16 protein-coding genes are annotated in these 17,227 nt (G+C 57.1%); 4 read left to right on the forward strand and 12 right to left on the reverse strand.

Features of this window, described 5'->3' with window-relative positions; all coding sequences use genetic code 11:
• Positions 1 to 8 precede the first annotated feature (8 nt).
• The 8 genes from F3J29_RS19185 to F3J29_RS19220 form a co-directional block, all read right to left on the reverse strand.
• On the reverse strand, positions 9 to 1,922 hold the full coding sequence (locus tag F3J29_RS19185; RefSeq protein WP_166868499.1) for a bifunctional 5-dehydro-2-deoxygluconokinase/5-dehydro-2-deoxyphosphogluconate aldolase: 1,914 nt from the start codon (positions 1,920 to 1,922) through the stop codon (positions 9 to 11).
• A gap of 9 nt (positions 1,923 to 1,931) precedes the next feature.
• The gene (locus tag F3J29_RS19190) at positions 1,932 to 3,065 is read right to left on the reverse strand and encodes a Gfo/Idh/MocA family protein (protein ID WP_166868502.1); all 1,134 of its coding nucleotides are present in this window, start codon (positions 3,063 to 3,065) and stop codon (positions 1,932 to 1,934) included.
• A 173-nt stretch (positions 3,066 to 3,238) separates the two neighbouring features.
• Positions 3,239 to 4,267: an ABC transporter permease gene (locus tag F3J29_RS19195; protein ID WP_166868504.1), complete on the reverse strand. Its 1,029-nt coding sequence runs from the start codon at positions 4,265 to 4,267 to the stop codon at positions 3,239 to 3,241.
• A gap of 11 nt (positions 4,268 to 4,278) precedes the next feature.
• On the reverse strand, positions 4,279 to 5,826 hold the full coding sequence (locus F3J29_RS19200) for a sugar ABC transporter ATP-binding protein (protein ID WP_166868506.1): 1,548 nt from the start codon (positions 5,824 to 5,826) through the stop codon (positions 4,279 to 4,281).
• 147 nt (positions 5,827 to 5,973) lie between these two features.
• Positions 5,974 to 6,903: a sugar ABC transporter substrate-binding protein gene (locus tag F3J29_RS19205; protein ID WP_166868507.1), complete on the reverse strand. Its 930-nt coding sequence runs from the start codon at positions 6,901 to 6,903 to the stop codon at positions 5,974 to 5,976.
• Between the two features lie 35 nt (positions 6,904 to 6,938).
• Entirely contained in the window at positions 6,939 to 7,925 is a 987-nt protein-coding gene (iolG, locus tag F3J29_RS19210) for an inositol 2-dehydrogenase (RefSeq protein WP_166868509.1), read from the reverse strand.
• A gap of 318 nt (positions 7,926 to 8,243) precedes the next feature.
• On the reverse strand, positions 8,244 to 10,172 hold the full coding sequence (iolD, locus tag F3J29_RS19215; RefSeq protein ID WP_166868511.1) for a 3D-(3,5/4)-trihydroxycyclohexane-1,2-dione acylhydrolase (decyclizing): 1,929 nt from the start codon (positions 10,170 to 10,172) through the stop codon (positions 8,244 to 8,246).
• An 11-nt stretch (positions 10,173 to 10,183) separates the two neighbouring features.
• Positions 10,184 to 11,689 carry a CoA-acylating methylmalonate-semialdehyde dehydrogenase gene (locus tag F3J29_RS19220; protein WP_166868513.1) on the reverse strand — a complete coding sequence of 502 codons (1,506 nt, stop codon included), beginning with the start codon at positions 11,687 to 11,689 and terminating at the stop codon, positions 10,184 to 10,186.
• A 249-nt stretch (positions 11,690 to 11,938) separates the two neighbouring features.
• Between F3J29_RS19220 and F3J29_RS19225 the strand changes: the two genes are divergently transcribed.
• The gene (locus F3J29_RS19225; RefSeq protein WP_166868515.1) at positions 11,939 to 12,790 is read left to right on the forward strand and encodes a MurR/RpiR family transcriptional regulator; all 852 of its coding nucleotides are present in this window, start codon (positions 11,939 to 11,941) and stop codon (positions 12,788 to 12,790) included.
• A gap of 80 nt (positions 12,791 to 12,870) precedes the next feature.
• Complete coding sequence (gene mgrA / locus F3J29_RS19230; protein ID WP_166868518.1) at positions 12,871 to 13,911, forward strand: L-glyceraldehyde 3-phosphate reductase; 1,041 nt, start codon at positions 12,871 to 12,873, stop codon at positions 13,909 to 13,911.
• A gap of 33 nt (positions 13,912 to 13,944) precedes the next feature.
• Here mgrA and F3J29_RS19235 read toward each other — a convergent pair whose 3' ends face one another.
• Positions 13,945 to 14,442, reverse strand: coding sequence for a TIGR00645 family protein (locus tag F3J29_RS19235; RefSeq protein ID WP_008457009.1), 498 nt, complete (start codon positions 14,440 to 14,442; stop codon positions 13,945 to 13,947).
• Positions 14,443 to 14,528: 86 nt separating this feature from the next.
• Positions 14,529 to 15,032, reverse strand: coding sequence for an ESA_00282 family adhesion-associated protein (locus tag F3J29_RS19240; protein WP_166868520.1), 504 nt, complete (start codon positions 15,030 to 15,032; stop codon positions 14,529 to 14,531).
• Positions 15,033 to 15,125: 93 nt separating this feature from the next.
• Here F3J29_RS19240 and F3J29_RS19245 point away from each other — a divergent pair, with 93 nt between their 5' ends.
• Together F3J29_RS19245 and F3J29_RS19250 are read left to right on the forward strand one after the other, a co-directional pair.
• Positions 15,126 to 15,527, forward strand: a complete 402-nt coding sequence (locus F3J29_RS19245) for a hypothetical protein (RefSeq protein ID WP_166868522.1) — start codon at positions 15,126 to 15,128, stop codon at positions 15,525 to 15,527.
• Between the two features lie 4 nt (positions 15,528 to 15,531).
• The gene (locus F3J29_RS19250; RefSeq protein WP_166868525.1) at positions 15,532 to 15,915 is read left to right on the forward strand and encodes a cytoplasmic protein; all 384 of its coding nucleotides are present in this window, start codon (positions 15,532 to 15,534) and stop codon (positions 15,913 to 15,915) included.
• 128 nt (positions 15,916 to 16,043) lie between these two features.
• Here F3J29_RS19250 and exbD read toward each other — a convergent pair whose 3' ends face one another.
• The gene (gene exbD, locus F3J29_RS19255; protein ID WP_061277273.1) at positions 16,044 to 16,469 is read right to left on the reverse strand and encodes a TonB system transport protein ExbD; all 426 of its coding nucleotides are present in this window, start codon (positions 16,467 to 16,469) and stop codon (positions 16,044 to 16,046) included.
• A gap of 6 nt (positions 16,470 to 16,475) precedes the next feature.
• Positions 16,476 to 17,210, reverse strand: a complete 735-nt coding sequence (gene exbB / locus F3J29_RS19260) for a tol-pal system-associated acyl-CoA thioesterase (RefSeq protein ID WP_166868526.1) — start codon at positions 17,208 to 17,210, stop codon at positions 16,476 to 16,478.
• Positions 17,211 to 17,227: the final 17 nt, after the last annotated feature.

The raw sequence follows: 17,227 nt of genomic DNA on the forward strand, positions 1-17,227 counted from the left end.
TGCTCTCCTTATTGTTTATGCTGGCCGCGCTCGCGCCACAGGGCGATCAGCCGCAGGTAATTGTCACGAATGCGCGCCACCAGCTGCGCATCGTCGATATCGCGTTTTAACCAGGCCTGCGAGGCTTCGCCAAACAGCGTGCGCCCTACCGCAAAGCCTTTCACAATCGGGTAATTAGCGGCAGCGTTGAAGCCTTCACGCAGCACCTCTATCGGGGCATCCAGGCCGAGAATCACCACGCCGCGGCAGTGAGGATCCCGTTTTTCAACCAGCTCGCTCATGGCCGCCCAGCCAGCGCTGCTCAGCGGCGGCAGCTTCCACCAGTCCGGGTAGATACCAAGGTTGTAGAAGCGGGAAACGGCTCTGAGATAAAGCTCGTCGCTGCGCGGCATATCCGCCGGCAGAATAACTTCCAGCAGCAGCTCATGGCCCGACTGGCAGCAGGCGCGGTACACTTCAGCAATCTTCTGTTCCTGTTCCAGGCGCAGCGCGTGGGCGTCTTCCGGGTGGAAAAAGACCAGGCACTTAACGATGTGCTCCTGCGGCCAGCTAATCAGCTGCGAGCCGATGTTGCCATGTTCCATTTCCAGCGGACGCGACCCCGGCAGCTCAATCGGGCGGCCAATCCACCAGCCTTCACCGGTGATGGAATTTAGCGCGTCCAGGCCGAAGGTGCCGTCGCACAACAGCCCGGCCTTACCCTCCAGTTCAGCACGCTGAGCGGCTTCACGACTGGCTTGCAGAATCAGCTGTTTCAACACCGGAATACGGCGTAAATCTGCGCCGCTTTTCAGCGCCATCTCCTCCAGCTGGCTGCGGTGATCGAACGCCATCACGCAGAGTTCCGGCCACTGGCGTCGACGCGTGGTGACGCGGTGCAGGTGATTCAGGCGTGCGTCGAGATCCGGGCGAGGTACCTGATGTTCACGCGAAAGGTAATCATCCAGCTCGATTTTGCTCGGCATCGCCGGGGCGCAGCCGTGGCGTGAAACCACCAGTGCGCCGCAGGCATTGGCATAACGACAGGCCTGCTCCCAGCCTTCGTCATTGAGGTAACCACGCAGCAGGCCGGACATGAACGCATCCCCCGCGCCCAGCACGTTAAGCACTTCCACGCGCACGCCGCTGACGTTTATTCCGCCATCCAGCGAGTCAGGGATCAGCCCAAGGAACACGGAGCAACCTTGCGCGCCTCGCTTACAAACCAGCGTTGCTTCGCTGTTCTGACGCACTTTTTTCAGCGCCGCCAGCGTGTCGGTTGACCCACCGGCAATGTGGAACTCTTCTTCGGTGCCGACAATCACATCAAAAAGATGCAGGACAGATTGCAGCTGATTTGTGACCTGTCCGGCTTCAACAAAGCGCGTCTCGCCGTCGCCAAGGGACGTCAGCCCCCACAGCACCGGGCGATAATCAATATCCAGCACGGTACGTACATCGTTCCGACGGGCATAGCTCAGCGCGGTCAGCACCGCCTCGCGGGTACGCGGATTTGAGAGGTGCGTGCCGGTAATCGCCAGACAGCGTGCGGAGGCAATGTACTCTTCACTGAAATCATCCGCCGTAATCGCCATATCCGCGCAGTTGTCGCGGTAAAAAATCAGCGGGAAAGTGTCGCGATCTTTGATGCCCAGCAGCACCAGTGCGGTCAGCCGCTCTTTATCGGTGATTAAATGGCTGGTGTCGCAGCCAACCTGGCTAAGTTCTTCGCGCAGAAAGCGCCCCATGTGCTCGTCGCCAACGCGCGCCAGCATGGAAGATTTCAGCCCTTGCCGGGCTGTGCCATAGGCCACATTGCCGGACGAACCGCCAAGGTAACGGGCGAAGCTGCTGGCATCTTCCAGCCGCGCACCAATCTGCTGGCTGTAGAGATCTACCGCGACCCGCCCCATGCAAATCAGATCCAACTGCTTTTCTTTCATGCTTCGTCCTCAGACAATGTCAGATACGTTGATCCAGCGCCCCTGCTGGTGAGACAGGGCGATAGCATCGAGAATGCGCGACACCTTCCAGCCCTCTTCGAAGTCGGGCCACAGCGGGGCGTCCGCGGCAATGCCGTCGATCAGATCGCGCACTTCCACCGTTTTTTGATCGTTAAAGCCGATGCCGTGCCCCGCGCCCATGCAAAACGAGCCGTAATCCGGGTGAGCCGGGCCAACCAGCAGCGTGCGGAACCCCTGGCGGCCTTCGGGATCGCTTTGCAGATAAAGTTTCAGCTCCGCCATGCGTTCCTGAGTAAAACTCAGCGCGCCTTTCGTGCCGGTGATCGTCCAGGTCAGCCCCATTTTTCTGCCGCTGGCAACGCGTGATGTTTCGATCACGCCCTGAGCGCCACCTTCAAAACGCACCATCGCGTGGGCTTGATCTTCGTTTTCCACGGCGATCATCTCGCGGCTGCCGGCCGAAGCCGGGCGCTGCGGCACCACGATTTTCAGGTCGCCGCAGACCTCACGGATATCGCCGACCAGGTACTGCGCCATATTGACGATATGCGCCGCCAGATCCCCCAGCGCGCCCAGCCCGGCGGTTTCTTTGAAGCAGTGCCAGTGGATAGGCGAAAGCGGATCGGCCATATAGTCTTCATTGTGGGTGCCGTAGAAGTGGATCACTTCCCCGATCTCACCGCGCGCAATGATCTGCTTTGCCAGCTGCGCCGTCGGGTTCTTCATGTAGTTGAAGCCCACCAACGTTTTAACACCGGCCAGATCGGCGGCATCCACCATTAGCCGGGCATCGCGGGCGTTCAGCGCCAGCGGTTTCTCTGAATAAACGTGCTTGCCGTGGCGAATCGCCTCCAGCGCCATCTCTTTGTGCAGGTGGTTTGGGGAGCAAATGTCCACCACGTCAATGTTCGGGTCCGCCACCAGTTCGCGCCAGTCGCCGGTGGAACGATTAAAGCCAAATGCTGCAGCGCGTTTCGCCGCCAGCTCCGGCGTAACTTCCGCGACCATTTCGCGGACCAGTTCGCCCTGCAGGTCAAAGACCGTCGGCGCCTGCGCGTAGGCGATGGCGTGGGCTTTGCCGATGTAGCCGGTACCGATTAAACCAATTCTGACCTTTTTCATGTGTTGTTCCTGAAGTCGTGACCAGCTTTTGTACCCTCACCCCGACCCTCTCCCTGAAAGGGCGAGGGAGAAAAACAGAGGCTACTTTGAAATTTTCCCCTTTGGAGGCATAAGTCATCTTCGCTCTTATCCCCTCTCCCCTTTGGGGAGAGAGTTAGGGTGAGGGGTAATCCCTACAGCGCGCCGCGGCGATTCTTAGCGTAGGTATCAAACGCCACCGCCAGCACGATAATCAGCCCGGTAATGATCTGCTGGTAGTAGGCCGACACGTTCATCAGCACCAGGCCATTAATCAGGATCCCCATGATGATGGCGCCGATGATCGTGCCGCTGATCCGCCCGTAGCCGCCCATCAGCGATGTCCCACCGATCACCACCGAGGCGATCACGCGCAGCTCGAAGGAGATCCCCGCTACGGCTTCAGCACTGCCCAACCTGGCGCTGAGCACAAAACCCGCCAGCCCGGCAAGGCAGCCAATTACCACATACACGCTAACCAGCACGCGCCTCACGTTAACCCCGGCGAGGCGAGCCGCTTCCGGGTTGCCGCCGATGGCATACACAAAGCGCCCCCAGCGAGTTTTATGCAGCGCCAGATAGCCCAGAATGGAGACAATGGCGAAGATCCAGATAGGAATGGAGATACCGAGCATTTCGCCGCGGCCCCACCAGCGATAACCCGCATCAAACCCGGCGATAGGCGCCCCGTCGTTGATCACCAGCGTCAGGCCGCGCCAGATGGTCATCCCGCCCAGGGTAACAATAAATGGTGGCAGGCGTAGGCGAGTGACGCCCAGGCCGTGCAGGAAGCCGATCAGCGTGCCGAGCGCCAGACAAATTCCCATCCCCAGCAGCCAGCTAAAGCCGCCCCAGGCGTTGGGATCGACGGTGGTAAAGTTGTCGCCCTTGATCACGTAGGCTGCGGTCATGGCGCACACGGCGAGGATCGAGCCCACCGAGAGATCGATACCCGCCGTGAGAATGACAAAAGTCATGCCCACCGCGATGATCCCGTAGATGGAAACCTCGGTCAGGATGTTGAAAATATTGCGTTCAGACAGGAAATTGCTGTTCTGCGACTGGAAGAAGATCAGCAGCAGGAACATAAAGATCAGTACCCCGAAACGCTCGAAGAAAGCGATCGGATCGAAGCGCGAGGCGCTTTTTGCCGTAGTCTGGGTTTTGGTAATCATCTGCGTCATGGGCTCCCCCGTTATGCGGCGCTTAAGGCGCTATGGTTGATGGCCATCAGTGTCATCAGCCGTTCTTCGTTGGCTTCATCGCCGTGCAGCTCGCCGGTCACCCGCCCTTCGCTGAGGGTGATTATCCGATCCGACACCGCGAGAATCTCCGGCAGATCGGAGGAGATCACGATCACCGCCACGCCTCGCTTAGCCATATCAAACAGCACCTGATGCACTTCCGATTTGGTGCCTACGTCAATACCGCGAGTCGGCTCATCGACGATCAACACCCGTGGATTCAGTGCCATACAGCGCGCCAGGATCACTTTTTGCTGGTTCCCACCGGAGAGCTTGCGCACCTCCTGCTCGGCGTTGACCATTTTGATTTGCAGCGCCTGCCGGTAGGACTCAATCAGCGCATCTTCTTTGCGCGGGCTGACGAAATAGCGCCAGGTAAGCAGGGACGAAAGGCTGGACAGTGACAGGTTGTCGCGGATAGACAGGCCCAGCACCGCCCCTTCTTTTTTACGATCTTCCGGCACCAGCGCGATGCCCTGGTCCAGCGCGTGCATCGGGTTTTGTGGCCGGTAAGGTTTGCCGTCCAGCTCGAAACTGCCGGTGGTGAATTTGTCTGCGCCAAACAGGCAGCGGGCAACCTCGGTGCGCCCGGCACCTACCAGCCCGGCGATGCCCAACACTTCTCCGGCGTGCACGTGAAAACTGATGTCTTTCAACGCAATGCCGTGGGGATCAAGCGGCGGTTTTTCACGGCTCAGACCCTTCACCGCCAGGCGAATGGGCTTGTCTGCATGGTGCGTGAGGCTGGCATCGCGGCGGTTAAACACCACGTCGCGCCCGACCATCAGGCGGATGATTTGCTCCACGTTGGTGCCCGCCACGTCGCCGGAGCCTGTATAGCGGCCATCCTGGAACACGGTGAAACGGTCACAAAGCTGGAAGACTTCATGCAGGCGATGGGTGACATAAATAATGCTGACGCCGCGGCCTTTTAGCTCGCGCACCACGCGGTGCAGGCTCTCGACTTCGCTGTCGCTCAGGGCAGCGGAAGGCTCATCCATAATGATCAGCCGGGCGTTCAGCGTCAGCGCCCTGGCAATCTCAACCATTTGCTGCTGGGCAACGCTCAGGCGAGCTACGGCGGTCGTCGGCGCGACGTTGAGCTGCAAATAATCCAGAATGACCTGCGCTTCCTGGTTCACCGCTTTGCTGTCGACAATCAGATTACGGCGGCGCGGCTCGCGGCCAAGAAACATGTTTTCCGCCACCGTCATATTGGGCAGCAGGTTAAACTCTTGATAAATGGTGATAATGCCCTTGTTCTGGCGCACCACCGGCGAATCGTCCGCCGAAAGCGTTTCACCGTTAAACCAGATCTCACCGCGCGTTTGCGGCTGCGCCCCGGCCAGCGCCTTCAGCAGCGTGGATTTTCCCGCGCCGTTTTCCCCCAGCAGGGCATGGATTTCCCCCTGCCCGACGCTGAGCTGCGCGCTGCTTAACGCCCAAACGCCGGAGAAACTCTTCGCCAGGTCGGTCACTTTCAGTAAAGGTTGCGACATCAGACTGCTCCTCATTTCAGCGAATATCCTAGAGATTTCAAGCTGCAGCACGGCGGCAACTGAGGGCATCCCCGGGAGCATAGCTAACTATGTGACCGGGGTGCGGGAAGGCAGCCAACACTGCTGCAGCTTGAAGGATGACGGATATTATTTGCCGGCTTCGCCGATACGCTCTGCCTGATCGAGGTTATCTTTAGTGATCATCGTCGGCGCGTAATCTGCCCCGGTAATCGCTTTCTTCTCGCGAATGTTAGCCACCAGCTGGCTCATCGCCGTTTTCACCGCAAAACCAGGGCGCTGATCGGCGGTTGCCGCCAGCCAGCCATCGCGCACGCGGGCCAGCGCTTCCGGCACGGCGTCAAAACCGGTCACCAGCACCTCACCCGGCTTCATGCCCTGGCCCTGCAGCGCTTCAATCGCACCCAGCGCCATATCATCGTTAGCGGAGAGGATCACCTGAGGCTTTTTCGGCAGAGACGGCAGAACGCTTTCAACGATGCGCATACCTTCAGAACGCATCCAGTTTCCGGTCTGATCGGCGACGATCTTGTATTTATCGCCTCCGGCTTTCAGGCCGTCGCGGATCCCTTTGGTACGTTCGATATTGGAAGAGGAGCCTGGCTGCCCGGTCAGCAGCACGATGTCCGCGCCGTCAGGGAATTTGGTTTTCACGAAGTCCGCCACGGCCTGGCCACCTTTGTAGTTGTTGGCACCAAAGTGCGGTACCGGCTTGTCGCTGGCAACCGAGCGATCCAGGGTTACCACCGGCAGCTTAGCGTCCTGAATTTCCCCTACCGCGCTCGACACGGCGTTAACGTCGTTTGGCGAAACGATAAATCCCTGTGCGCCGCGAGTAATGGCGTTTTCCAGGTCCGCGACTTGCTTAGGAGAACTGCCCTGGCTGTCGAGAACCTGCAGCTTGACGCCCATCTCTTTGGCGGCCTGCACGGCGGTGCGCTGCATATGCACTTCAAACGGCATTGCAAGGTTTGGGGTGCTAAACACAATCTGTTCGTTTTCGGCCAGCGCCGGAGCCGTGGTCAGGGCGATGAGGGCGGCAAGGATCAGCTTTTTCATTGTTATCTCTCTTCTATATGTAGGGTCTTCGGAGGTTACAAAGCAACTTCGCGCTGGCTACGCAGTGACTCCAGCGCCTTGTCGGCCAGGTACAGGGCGCGTTCACCGTCATCGCCGCTGCACTCGGGTTTGGCCTCGCCGCGCAGGACGGCAACAAAGTGCTGCCATTCGGCGGCATAGGCATCTTTGTAGCGCTGGAGGAAGAAGTGTTCTGGCAACGCGCTGGTATTCCCACCGTCGCCGAAGAATTGAACCTGGTTTTCCAGGATATTGCCTGCCGTAAGCAGTCCCTTAGCGCCGTGCAGTTCCAGACGCTGGTCGTAGCCATAGGCCGAGCGGCGGCTGTTAACAATGGTCGCCAGCGCGCCGGAGGCATATTTCAGGACGATAAAAGCGGTGTCGATGTCACCCGCTTCGCCAATCGCCGGATCCACCAGATTGCTGCCCTGGGCATACACGGTCACCGGCTCTTCGCCCATGATGAAGCGAGCCATATCAAAGTCGTGGATGGTCATGTCGCGGAACATACCGCCGGAGACACGCACATATTCAGCGGGCGGCGGCGACGGGTCGCGGGAGATAATCACCAGCGATTCCGGCGTGCCTATCCGCCCCTGCAGCGCTTCGTTTTTCAGTTTGCGGAACTGCGGATCAAAGCGGCGGTTAAAGCCGATAAACAGCGGCACGTTATGTTCTTTCACTACTTTCAGGCAGTCACGCACGCGGGCCAGATCCAGGTGTACCGGCTTTTCGCAGAAAATCGCTTTGCCGTGTCTGGCGGCAAGCTCAATCAGGTCGGCGTGAGTATCGGTCGCCGAGGCAATCAGAACGGCATGAACCTCCGGGTCATTCATCGCCTGGGCAACGCTCTGCTGACGCGCCTGGTATTTTTCGGCAATGCGCGCGGCGTTTTCTGCATTAGGGTCGACGACGGACCAAAGGGTGGAATGGGGATGGGCGGCAATATTGGCGGCGTGGATTTGGCCGATACGGCCTGCGCCCAGTAAAGCAATGTTAAACATGGCGGCTCCCGAAAGTGGTGATGCAGTAGGGTCATGAGCCGGGTCTTCCGGCTTTCACATGCGGCTGAATAACGACGCCTTAAATAAAACATTTATTTCATTTTAATGCAGAGTGAAAGTTTCATTTTTGCGCAGAGGTTAACATTTTGATAATTTATCGGCTGTGTTTTGTTAGCAAAATCACAACGCCGAATGAATTAAAACCTTCACAGAGAAGGGATTTGAGAAGGAGCGCGCGCCCATGCTCCAGCCCGAGAAGAGAAGAAGGCCGAAATGAAATAAACATTCCGCCAGATAGTCCAGCGGAATGCTAAAAGGTTAGTACTGACGGGCGTTTTTGAGCTTAGCGGCGGTTTGTTCAGCGGCATCGGCCACCGCGCTCGAGCGAGAAACCTGAGCGTCTCCGGTACGCCACCAGGCTTGGTAGTCGTGCGTCATCGTTTTAGGCAGCACTTTGATATCCAGCAGCGTTGGCCCGGGTTCCCGACGAGATGCCTCCAGCGCGGCCAGCAGCTCAGCCTCGCTATTGACCCGCCAGGATTTACAGCCATAGCTTTCGGCATTTTGCGCAAAATCAACCTTCACCAGCGGGCCATCCAGCCTGCCGCTGTGCGGGTTCCGGTGGCGGTTTTCAGTACCAAAACTGCCCATCCCGTGGCCCATCTGCAGGTTATTGATGCAGCCGAACCCGGCGTTATCGAACAGCAGAATGGTGATTTTTATCCCTTCCTGCACGGCGGTTTGCAGCTCGGAATGCAGCATCAGGTATGAACCGTCTCCCACCATCGCATACACCGGCTGCTGCGGCTTCGCGAGCTTTGCCCCTACCGCCGCGGCTATCTCGTAACCCATGCACGAGTAACCGTATTCCAGATGATAGCTGTCCGGCGTTTTTACCTGCCACAGGCGCTGTAAATCCCCCGGCAGCGATCCCGCCGCGCCCACCACGATAGCGTCATCTTCAATGTGCTGATTCACCAGGCCCAGCACGCGGGTTTGGGTTAATGAGGTGCCTAACTCGCGGCTGTATTCCCGCAACGTTTCGTCCAGATGACCCGCCACTTCCGGGGCTTCTCCAGCCTGCCATTGCCGCGTCCACAGCCGCTGGCACTCGTCACGCCAGGCCGCTTTAGCGTCGGCTGCCTCATTCTGCCAGGCAGCGCGATAGCCAGCCTGATGCAGCCCGGCAGTCAACTGCTCAAGTCCTGTTCGAGCATCGGCCACCAGCGGCGTGGCGTCCAGCTTCAGGGCATCAAATTCGGCCACGTTCAGCAGCAGGAAGTCGGCCTCCGGTGAGAACAGCGATTTAGAGCCGGTGGTAAAATCGGTCAGCCGGGTGCCCACTCCAATAATCAAATCGGCCTGCGGGGCCAGCAGATTAGCCGCCAGACCTCCCGTCACGCCCAGACCGCCCAGATTAAGTGAGTGCTCGCTAACAATCGCACCTTTTCCGGCCTGGGTTTCCGCAAACGGCAGCCTGAAGCGTTCCACAAAATCCTGAAAGGCCTGATGCGCGCCGGAATAGCGAACCCCGCCGCCGCAGATCGCCAGCGGGCGACGCTTGCCAGCAATCAGTTTTAGCGCAGCCTGCAGGCGGTTTTCATCCGGTGGACGTCGCTCGATATGGTGCACCCGCCGGGCAAAGAAGCTTTGTGGGTAATCCCAGGCTTCACCCTGCACGTCCTGCGGCAGGCAAATCGTGACCGCACCGGTTTCTGCAGGGTTAGTAAGCACTCGCATAGCGCTAATCATGGCGCTCATCAGCTGTTCCGGGCGGTTGATTCTGTCCCAGTAGCGGGACACCGGCCGGAAGCAGTCGTTGGTGCTGATGCTGAGGTCGTGATACTGCTCGATTTGCTGGAGCACCGGATCCGGCTGGCGGCTGGCGTAAATGTCGCCGGGCAAGAGCAGGAGCGGAATGCGGTTGGCGGTGGCCGTTGCGGCCGCGGTCACCATATTGGCAGCCCCCGGCCCCACGGATGAGGTCACGGCATAGATGCGCTGCCGCCGATGCTGTTTAGCGAAACCGGTGGCGATATGCGCCATACCCTGCTCGTTACAGCCCTGATGCACCTTCAGGTGGCCGGGATCCTCCTCCAGCGCCTGCCCAAGGCCGAGCACGTTCCCGTGCCCGAAAATGGTCAGAACACCTTCAACAAAGGGCTGTTCCTGCCCGTCGATTTCAACGTACTGCTGGTTTAAAAACCTGACCAGCGCCTGCGCCATGGTCATGCGTTGTGTGGTCATCTTTTATCCCCTTAGCCCAGCGTCGGCATCGAGAACGCTGACCCTTGCTGATGGCTGTTTTCCGGCCAGCGGGCGGTGACGGTTTTCATGCGCGTGTAGAAACGCACGCCGTCGCTGCCGTGCACGTTCAGCGGCCCAAAGATAGAACGTTTCCAGCCGCCAAAGCTATGGAAAGCCATTGGTACAGGAATGGGCACGTTCACCCCAACCATGCCCACCAGGACTTCTTCGGTGAAGCGCCTTGCGGTACCGCCGTCGCGGGTAAAAATCGCCGTGCCGTTGCCGTATTCATGTTGGTTGATCAGCGCCAGTGCGCTGGCATAATCCGGTACGCGCACTACGCTCAGCACCGGGCCGAAGATCTCTTCTTTATAGATGGTCATCTCCGGCGTGACATGGTCAAACAGCGTTGGGCCAACAAAGTAGCCACCTTCGTGGCCTGCCAGCCTGAGGCCCCGGCCATCCACGCGCAGCGTCGCGCCCTGCTGCTCTCCGCTATCAATATAGCCCAGCACTTTGGCCCGGTGCGGCGCGGAAATCAGCGGCCCCATTTCGTTTTCCGGTTCCTGCCCAAGGCCTGGCCCAACGCGCAGCGTAGCGAGCTGTTTTTCCAGCCCCGCGCATAGCGCATCGGCGGTTTCATCCCCTACGGCGACCACCACCGAAAGCGCCATGCAGCGTTCTCCGGCGGCACCAAAAGCCGCCCCCATGATGGCGTTAGTCGCCATGTCCAGATCGGCATCCGGCATCAAAATGCAGTGGTTTTTCGCCCCGCCCAGCGCCTGGCAGCGCTTGCCGTGGGCAGAGGCGGTCTGGTAGATATACTCGGCGATCGGCGTCGAGCCGACAAAGCTGACGGCCTGCACCCTTGGGTCGGTCAACAATACGTCCACCGCTTCTTTATCGCCCTGTACCACGTTGAAGACGCCGTCCGGCAGCCCCGCCTCTTTCAGCAACTGAGCCAGTCGCAGCGACAGCGACGGATCTTTTTCCGACGGCTTGAGAACAAAGGTATTCCCGGTCGCCAGCGCGATAGGGAACATCCACATCGGCACCATCGCCGGGAAGTTAAACGGCGTGATCCCCGCGCAAACGCCAAGCGGCTGCATCAGAGAATGGCTATCGACGCCCGTTCCCACGTTGGCCGAATGCTCGCCCTTTTGCAGATGCGGAATGCCGCAGGCGAATTCCACCACTTCAAGGCCGCGGGTCAGCTCGCCCACTGCGTCAGAATAGACTTTCCCGTGCTCTTCGCTGATGAGCTTTGCCAGGCCGTCCATGTGTTCCTCAAGCAGGCTTTTAAAGCGGAACATCACGCGGGCGCGCTTAAGCGGAGACTGGCGAGCCCAGCCCGGAAACGCTTGCTGGGCAGCGGCAATGGCCTGCTCCGTCTGCCTTGCCGTGCTCATCGCGACCTGACGGATCTGCGTGCCGGTCGCCGGATTGAAGATCGCCTGTACTCGCTGGCCTTCGCCCGCGACGCATTCACCGTGGATAAAATTCGCTACCGTCTCCATCTCTGGCCTCTTGCTGTTAGGGTTGTCTCCCGAACACTGTATATGAAACAAACATTCCATTTTAAGTTGAAATAAAATAAATGTTGATTATTGTGATCAACACTTCGTTTTTATGTTAACTCGCAGAATGCGGCGTCAAGACTTAGAAGCCAGCGGCGTTTCAGCCCCCGCCAGTTTTGGTGCATCTGTTTCATTTTTGGCGGTACTACGCTTAAATACGTTTCAGCAACTACTTTTGAGGATGGCAAATTGACCCCGGCGACAACCCTGAGCGAACTCCAGCAGCAGATCCGCGACCGCTACGACAGCCTGAGCAAAAGGCTGCAGCAGGTTTCCCGCTATGTACTGGACAACACCAACAGCGTGGCATTTGATACTGTAGCCGCCATTGCCGAGCGGGCGGAAGTGCCGCCCTCTACGCTTATCCGCTTTGCCAATGCCTTTGATTTCAGCGGTTTCAACGAGATGAAACAGCTGTTTCGCATGAATCTGGTGGAAGAGACGGCAAGCTATACCGATCGGGCGAGACTGTTCCGCGAGCTGGGCAGCGAAGCCGTGCCGGAAACGCCGCTGGATATTTTGCAGGAGTTTGCCCGCTCAAATGCGCAGGCGCTGCAGCAGCTGGCCGCCCGAACCGAGCCGGAAATGCTGCAGCGTGCCGTGGAACTGCTGGCCGAAGCAGACACGATCTACGTTGTCGGCCTGCGTCGTTCCTTTAGCGTGGCGGCCTATCTGACCTATGCCCTTAGCCACCTGGATTGCCGTGCCGTGCTGCTGGACGGGCTTGGCGGGATGCTACGTGAACAGGTCAACCGGGTGAAAGCGAATGATATTGTGGTGTCGATAAGCTTCTCCCCGTACGCCGAAGAGACGCTGATGGTCAGCGAAATTGCCGCCCGGGCGGGGGCTCGCCAGATAGTGATCACGGACAGCCAAATTAGCCCGTTCGCAACATTCAGCGATCTCTGTTTTGTGGTGAAAGAGGCGCAGGTAGACGCCTTCCGCTCGCAGTCCGCCACGCTTTGCCTGGTACAGTCGCTGATGGTGGCGCTTGCGTATTATCAGGGCACGCCACACAGCGCGCTTTCGCCAGAAGCCTGATTTTCGGATTGCCGAATGTCTCCGCAGGGTTAAGATGGAAACAACGTTTCAAAAAAGAACTCTTACCCTAAGGAGACACCATGCCCTACGAAGCCAGCCCGTCGCGTTATCAATCCATGCAGTATCGTTTCTGCGGTCAGAGCGGCCTGCAGCTGCCCGCGCTTTCTCTCGGTTTGTGGCACAGTTTTGGCGGCGTGAGTCCGCTGGAGTCCCAGCGCGATCTGCTGCGCACCGCGTTCGATCTTGGCATTACGCATTTCGATCTGGCGAATAACTACGGGCCGCCTCCGGGCTCGGCGGAAGAAAATTTTGGCCGCCTGCTGAAGCAGGATTTTAGCGGCTATCGCGACGAGCTGATTATCGCCACCAAAGCGGGGTATGACATGTGGCCAGGCCCTTATGGTTCCGGCGGCTCACGTAAGTATCTGCTGGCAAGTTTGGATCAGAGCCTGAAGCGCATGGGGCTGGAGTACGTCGATATCTTCTATTCCCATCGCGTGGATGAGAGAACGCCGATGGAAGAAACGGCCAGCGCCCTGGCGCACGCGGTGCAAAGCGGTAAAGCGCTTTATGTCGGGATCTCCTCTTACTCCTCCGAAAGAACACAGAAAATGGCCGATCTGCTGCGAGAATGGAAAATTCCGCTGCTTATTCACCAGCCCTCCTACAACCTGTTAAACCGCTGGGTCGATAAAAGCGGCCTGCTGGATACGCTGCAGCAGAACGGCAGCGGCTGCATCGCCTTTACCCCGCTGGCCCAGGGTCTGCTGACCGGCAAATACCTGAACGGTATTCCGGAAGGTTCAAGAATGCAGGTGGAAGGCAGTAAAATTCGCGGGCTGAATGAAAAGATGCTGACCGAGGCTAATCTCAGCAGCCTGCGCTTGCTCAACGAGATGGCGCAGCAGCGCGGCCAGACGATGGCTCAGATGGCGCTGAGCTGGCTGCTGAAAGACGAGCGCGTCACCTCAGTGTTAATCGGTGCGAGCCGGGCAGAACAGCTGAAAGAGAATGTGAAAGCGCTGGATAATCTGCACTTTACGGCAGAAGAGCTGGAGCGAATTGACCGCCACGTCGCCGATGGCGAGCTCAATCTGTGGCAGGCATCGTCCGACAAATAAAAGCAAAAGCCCCTGTAAACAGGGGCTTAATTTTTAATACTTCCCGCTGCGGGAAAGCTTGTCGAGGTACCCCATTACAAACGCCGACAGCACAAACGTCAGGTGGATGATTACATACCACATCAGCTTGTTGTCCGGCACGTTTTTAGCGTCCATAAAAATACGCAGCAGATGGATGGAAGAGATGGCCACTATCGATGCCGCGACTTTATTCTTCAACGAGCCGGAGTCCATTTTCCCCAGCCAGCTCAGTTTCTCTTTGCCTTCGTAAATATCCAGCGTCGAGACAAAGTTCTCATAGCCGGAAAACATCACCATCACCAGCAGGCCACCGACTAACGCCATATCCACCAGCGAAAGCAGGGTCAGAATTAAGTCGGCTTCCGCAATCGAGAAGATATTCGGGAGAACGTGAATAATCTCCTGGAAAAATTTAACCGTCAGCGCAAGCAAGGCCAGAGACAACCCGAAGTAAACCGGGGCCAGAAGCCAGCGCGAGGCGTACATCGCATTCTCAATAAAACGTTCCATAATGTCCTGTCTGGAAATATCAAAGGGCGTCATTATAGCGAATTCCGACGTTTAAGCGTGATCGCCAGACGCCGGATTGCAAAGACTCAGACGTTGTTCAGATCGATCTCCGGACGCCGGTACTGCGGCCACACCAGCGCCACCAGTTCAGGGTAAGCGTCGCGGCTAAACTCGTTAAAACACTGACGCAGGTTCAGCACTTCAATATCCGACAGTGGCACCTGCTCACCTTCGGCACAGCGTTTTTTAATATTGTCATAATATTTGTACACCGCCGAATTTAAATCACTGCAGCGGCGCTGGGCACTAAATAAAATTGGCTGGGAAGTCAGCTCATCGATACGCATTTTTTTAATTGTGGCGTGAGTGAAATCAATATACTCACTGTTAATACGCCAATAATAGCTTGGCGTGATTTTAGACATCAGCATGCCGAAATAATCATCCCGCTCTTCGCTGGAGGTGATGGGTTGTATTTCACCCACAGCACGATTTTTTTTATTATTTGAAGTGCTAAATTCTTTGCGCATCACCAGCACCGCGCATAACAAAATCAAAATTGTGACAATAGAATAAAATATGCTGTGCATAAGAAACTCCTGTTTTTTTTATTTTTGAATTGAGGCATCATATCGCGAATCTCTGAACCTGAATATTGAACCGATATCAAAGGATCACATTCGATGCTGCCTGAACACTTCTTACCACGGCGCTATCCCGTTGTTGCCCCGTCAACGCTCCCTGCAGAAGCTGAAAATAGTACCACGCCGGAAGTCGTTCAGGATAAGATTTTAACGCTGGAAAAAAACATCCTGAGCGGCAGCCATTATGCCGGTCAGGCCAAAAACCGCCTGCTTGAAGAAACCGATCGTCATATTAAAGAGCGGTTGCTGTGCGCGGTTCGGATAGAAGCGTTACACGCACTGATTAGCGAACTGGTTGAAAAAGAACTTATTAGTGCCGCCGATTTGCAGATGCTTATTGAAGACAAAACCGCCTGGGTGAGTGGCAAGGAACAGGAAATTTGGGTTAATCAAATGACTCAAGAAAAACCCTGGCCACTATGCTATTCAATTGAGGAGTAGTGCTATGGCAGAACCTATAAAAAAACAGCCATTATTAATTAGCGCTGATGAAAATAAAGACCATGAATTTACGTTAAGTAAAAATATAGCGATTCTGGTTCGCCTTAAGAATGAAAACATCACCCGCAATACGCAAGAAGTGACGGATATTACTTCGGCGCTTATCGACCTGAAGTGGATGAACCGCCGTGAGATTTTCCCGTGGCGTGCCAAAGAAGAGGTGTATGGCGCGGTGCTGGAAGAGATCCTTAGCCATCACCCAAAGCTTAAAGAGCAGATTCTTAAGCGGCTGGAAGGGCATTACCAGCGCCTGAAAGAACAAGAAGCCCAGACGCTGTCGATAACCCGTGGCCTGGCGGAGAAGACGTGGAAGAGTTCTACGCTGTGATCTAATCACTAAAGCAGTACAAATGCTCTTTGCCGCGCCGGATGAATGGAACAACTACGTAGATAAAAGGTTTTCTGGTTTGCTCCCTCTCCCTGAAGGGAGAGGGCTGGGGTGAGGGTCAGTGACGCTTACTTCGCTTTCGTGACTTCCTGGCCGACCAGGCCAATCTTCAGATACCCTGCCTGGTGCAGCGTATCCATCACGTCCATCAGCGTTTCGTAGTCCACCGTTTTGTCCGCGCGGAAGAAAATGGTGGTGTCTTTTTTCCCTTCGGTTGCGGCAATCAGCGCGTTGACCATCGACTCTTTGCTTACCGGATCGTTACCGATAAACATCGAATGATCGGCTTTGACCGACAGGTAAACCGGCTTCTCAGGGCGTGGCTGTGGTTCACTGCTGGAGGCCGGAAGGTTAACCTTCACGTCCACCGTTGCCAGCGGCGCCGCCACCATGAAGATGATCAGCAGCACCAACATCACGTCGATAAACGGCGTAACGTTGATTTCGTGCATTTCACCATTGTCATCGAGGTTTTCGTTCAGACGCATTGCCATGGGGCATTAACCTACTCGCAGTTGCTGGGTATTGCGCACCGGACGCGGCTGAGCGGTACCATCCAGGTCAAGGTCACGGCTTTGCAGCAGCAGGACCTGAGCCGCCACGTCGCTAAGGCTTGCTTTGTAGCTGCCAATCATACGCGCGAAGATGTTATAGATGACGACCGCCGGGATGGCGGCGACCAGGCCGATTGCCGTCGCCAGCAGCGCTTCTGCGATGCCCGGCGCAACGACCGCCAGGTTAGTGGTCTGGGACTGGGCAATACCGATGAAGCTGTTCATGATGCCCCAAACGGTCCCGAACAGGCCGACGAACGGCGATATCGCACCAATGGTAGCCAGGAAACCGTTGCCGCGCCCCATGTGACGCCCAACGGCGGCCACGCGGCGCTCCAGGCGGAAGCCGGTACGATCTTTAATGCCTTCGTTATCTTCCACGCCGGCTGAAAGTTCCAGTTCGTTCTGGGCTTCATTGATTAACAGCGTGCTCAGGCTTTTACTGTCAAACGCTTCGGCCGCGCTGCTCGCTTCATTCAGGGAGCGCACGTTAGCCAGCTGCTGCTGCTCTCGCTTGAGGCGACGTTTCTGGGTAATCAGCTCCACGCTCTTACTGAAAAAGATTGCCCAGGTGACAACAGAGGCCAGAATCAGGCCAATCATCACGATCTTCACTACGATGTCAGCATGTTGATACATGCCCCAAACGGACAGATCCGTCTGCATCAGATTACTCGTCACGTCTTACGCTCCAGCGA

It is taken from the genome of Enterobacter sp. Cy-643 (genome assembly GCF_011752815.1).
Lineage (GTDB): Bacteria > Pseudomonadota > Gammaproteobacteria > Enterobacterales > Enterobacteriaceae > Cedecea.